The organism is Rhizobacter sp. P3_B12, from assembly GCF_056402895.1.
Map to the genome: position 1 here is coordinate 1 of NZ_JBFUGN010000670.1, position 3,437 is coordinate 3,437.

Consider the following 3,437-nt stretch of genomic DNA (forward strand, 5'->3'; position numbering starts at 1 on the left):
GCCCCGGGGGAAGCGGCGGCGCGGGGGGCGGCAACGGGGGCGGCAGCGGTGGTGCCGGCGGGATGCCCGTCGCCATCAGGCATTGGCGATCGTGAGCCCCTCGTGTGCGATCACGATGGTCTCCACCGCCACCTCGTTGCCTTGCGCCTTCAGGTCGGTGCCGGTGATCTTGGTCGGCCAGGCGTTCGTCAGCGTCCACACCATCGTCGCGGCGCCCGCTTCATCGAGCAGGCTGATCGTCACCGGCTTGCGCTTGATGACGTTCATCTTGATCTCGTTGAACCAGTCCCACAGCTTGTTGTCGGACTTGAAGACGCCCTTCTTCATCGTCACGTCGCTGTATTTCTTCATGCCGGGCATCTTGATCACCGAGAAGGCCGGGCTGTCACCGTGCCGGTACTCGATCGGCTGGGCCTCCACGTCGAGGCCGGAGACCTCCTGGAAGTGCATTTCCGCCGCGTCCCACTTCACCGAGAAGCGGAACTTGGGAAGCGGCCACACCGTGGTCGATTGCGCTGATCCGTCGTCTGCCATGGTCTGCCTCCTGAAGGGTCAAGTAATGATTCGTGAGCGTTGATGGAGCGCGATCACGACTTCTGCATCTGCTGCTGGAAGGTGATCTCGATGAACTCGGCCGGGCGGCTGATCGCCACCAGCACCGTCACGCGCAGGATCCCCTCGAGGATGTCCTCGGGCGTCATCGTCTCGCCCAGCCCCACGTGCACGCTGAACGCGTCGTCCGGCACCGCGCCGGCCAGGCCGCCGCGCTTCCAGATGCCGGTCAGGAAGTTGGTGACCATGCTCTTGATCGTCACCCAGGTGTTCGACACGTTCGGCTCGAACACCATCGCCTTGGCCGCCAGGCGGCACGACTCCTCCAGCATGATCATCGTGCGCCGCACGTTGATGTAGCGCCAGTCCAGGCTGTTGCCGTCCAGCGTGCGCGCCCCCCACACCAGCACGCCCTCGCCGATGAACGAGCGGATCGCGTTGATCGACTTGCCCTGCGTCGTGACGTTCAGGTCCTCCTGGTCCTCGTGCGAGATCGTCACCGCCGGCGACACCACGCCGTTCAGGCTCACGTTGGCCGGCGCCTTCCAGACGCCGCGCGTGTTGTCGACCATCGTGTAGATGCCCGCCATCGCCGGCGACGGCGGCATCAGGTTCAGCCGGTTGCGCGCCTCGGCCATGATGGTGTTGAACAAGGTGCTCGACGCGCCCAGGCTCTTGTTGAGCAAGGCCTTGTGCGTCTCCACCGCCATCTTCAGCGCGGCCGGGTCGAGCAGCTTCTTCTTCTCGTCGTCACTCTTGTCCGAGGCGTTGATGTCGGTCGTGATCTCCGTCGTCCACTGGTCGTCGGTCTTGCTCACGTCCTGCACCGCCTTCCACTGCTGCGCGGTGCGCGCCGGCGTCTTCGGGTCCAGCTGCGCCGGCAGCCCGAGCTCGGCCATCAGCAGCTGGATCAGCACGTCCGGGTTGGCGACGCGGGTGTAGTCCAGGTCCTTGTCCTGCACCACCGTCGTGTTGACCCACGGGTAGTACGCCGCCGCGTAGTCGAGGTAGTTCACGCCCAGCGCGCCGCGGAAGCCCTCGATCGGGTCGACGCCGGTCGCGTTCTTGCGATCCAGGTGGCCGCCCCACACGTCGAGGATCGCGACCCGGCTGTGCATGCGCCCGCCGCAGTGCTGCAGCATCGCCTGCTGCACCGAGATGCAGTCCTTGGCCGACAGCAGCACCGCATCGGGCACCACGACCATCGTCGGCTCCTGCTCCTTCACCAGCGGCTCGATGCCGGCCATCAGCTTGTCGGCCTCGATCAGCGGCGTCTTGTCGTACTCGCCGACCGACACCACGTAGCACGGGCCGCCGCCGTTCTGGAAGAAATGCAGCATCCCGTAGTACAGCAGGAAGCGGCCGCCCTCCTTGCCGTCGGCCTGCGTCAGCAGGAATTCCTTGTCGCCCGCCTTGAAGGCCGCGGCGGCATTCGGATCGGTCTTCTCGGCAATGCCGAACTTCGGGTCCGGGCCGAAGCCGAAGTACTGGTGGTACTCCGCCATCGAGCCGATGCGCCACGGTTTCATATTCAGCGACTTGCCCGCGTTCTCGGCGCGATCCGTGTAGCCGATGAAGGCCGGGACCGCGGTGGCCACCTCGACCACCGAGTTCGGAAAGGCATTCTTCTCGACGATATAGACGCCGGGGGTCTTCATGGCCATTGCGGCCTCCTCTGCGGTTAGTGTTGACGGGGCCTAGCGATGCACATGGATCTCGGAGACCAGGCGGCTCTCGCCGCCGATCTGCTCTCGCGCCAGGAACTGCGCTGCCGCCACCGGCAGGCGCTTGACCAGCACCTTGTCGCCGCCGCGCTGGCGGCTGCGCAACTGGAATCGACGCTCGCTGCGCTGCGCGAGCGCGATCGGCGCCCGCGAACGGATGGCCACGAGCGGCGCGCCGTTGTCGAGACGGTCCGGCGCGGGCTCGTCGAACTCGACGCCGCTCGCCAGGTCGACGACCTGCAGTTGCGGCTCGGGCCACTCGCCGTGCAGGCAGTACTTCCACACCGTCGCCCGCGCCGCGAGCCGCACCGTGTAGTGCAGCGGGGCCGGCGGCAAGGCCGCCAGCGGCACGCGCAGCACCGCGAGCGGCGGCATCAGGCGGGCGCCGCTCGACGCCTGCGCGCCCAGAGAACCCGACATCAGGGACAGCGACACCAGCGGCCAGGTCAGCGGCCGCACCTCGGCCTGCGATACGGTGTCGCCGGCATGCAGGCGGGATGACGTGGCTTCGGAAGCATCGAACCACAGCAGTTCGCCCGGCCACTGCGCCGGGTTGTCGGTGCAGGTCGGGAAGACCTCGTCGGTGGCATGCACCTGCCACGCGAGCACCGCCTTCGGCACCACCGACAGCGCCTGCGCCGGGCCGAACAGCGCGAGTGCGCTGCCGGTGTGGCGCTCGATCGCGTCGGTCGCGCGCAGCCACCACGCGGTGTCGCCGGCCGGCACGAAGCGCAGCCCGCGGCACCGCCCGTCGGCGAAGAAGCCGTGCTCGAAATCGACGCGCAGCAGCGGAATGTAGGGGCCCATGTCGATCATGCGGGGGCTCCCACGCCGGCCTGCACGCGGCGCACCACCGGCAGCTGCGCGTCGAACTGGCCCGCATCGAAGGTGACCATGCGCATGCGGTACAGCACCGACGGCAGGTAGCGCCCGCTGAACAGGCCCCACAGGTTGCTCAGGTCGCTGACGCTCAGGTTCTCGATGTCGAGCGTGAGCTTGTCGATGCGCGGATCGAGGTCGGGCGTGTTCTGGTGATCCAGCACCGGCCACGACTGGAAGTGCGCGATCGTGCTGGAGATGAACTTCAGCGCCTCGGTGTAGTTCGACGCGCTGAAGTTGGCAGCGAACATCACCATCAGGTTCAGCGACACCGGCTGCGGC

The 3,437-nt window shown here is 67.4% G+C and carries 4 protein-coding genes; all 4 read right to left on the bottom strand.

Going from position 1 to position 3,437, the window contains the following annotated elements:
* Nucleotides 1-75: 75 nt before the first annotated feature.
* Complete coding sequence (locus AC1D01_RS25855; protein ID WP_047505134.1) at nt 76-534, bottom strand: phage tail protein; 459 nt, start codon at nt 532-534, stop codon at nt 76-78.
* A gap of 53 nt (nt 535-587) precedes the next feature.
* The gene (locus AC1D01_RS25860) at nt 588-2,216 is read right to left on the bottom strand and encodes a phage tail sheath family protein (RefSeq protein ID WP_477871451.1); all 1,629 of its coding nucleotides are present in this window, start codon (nt 2,214-2,216) and stop codon (nt 588-590) included.
* A gap of 33 nt (nt 2,217-2,249) precedes the next feature.
* Entirely contained in the window at nt 2,250-3,092 is an 843-nt protein-coding gene (locus tag AC1D01_RS25865) for a hypothetical protein (protein ID WP_477871453.1), read from the bottom strand.
* Nucleotides 3,089-3,437, bottom strand: a 349-nt coding sequence (locus AC1D01_RS25870; RefSeq protein WP_477871455.1) for a Pvc16 family protein, incomplete at its 5' end; no start/stop codon positions are given. The genes AC1D01_RS25865 and AC1D01_RS25870, both read right to left, overlap by 4 nt.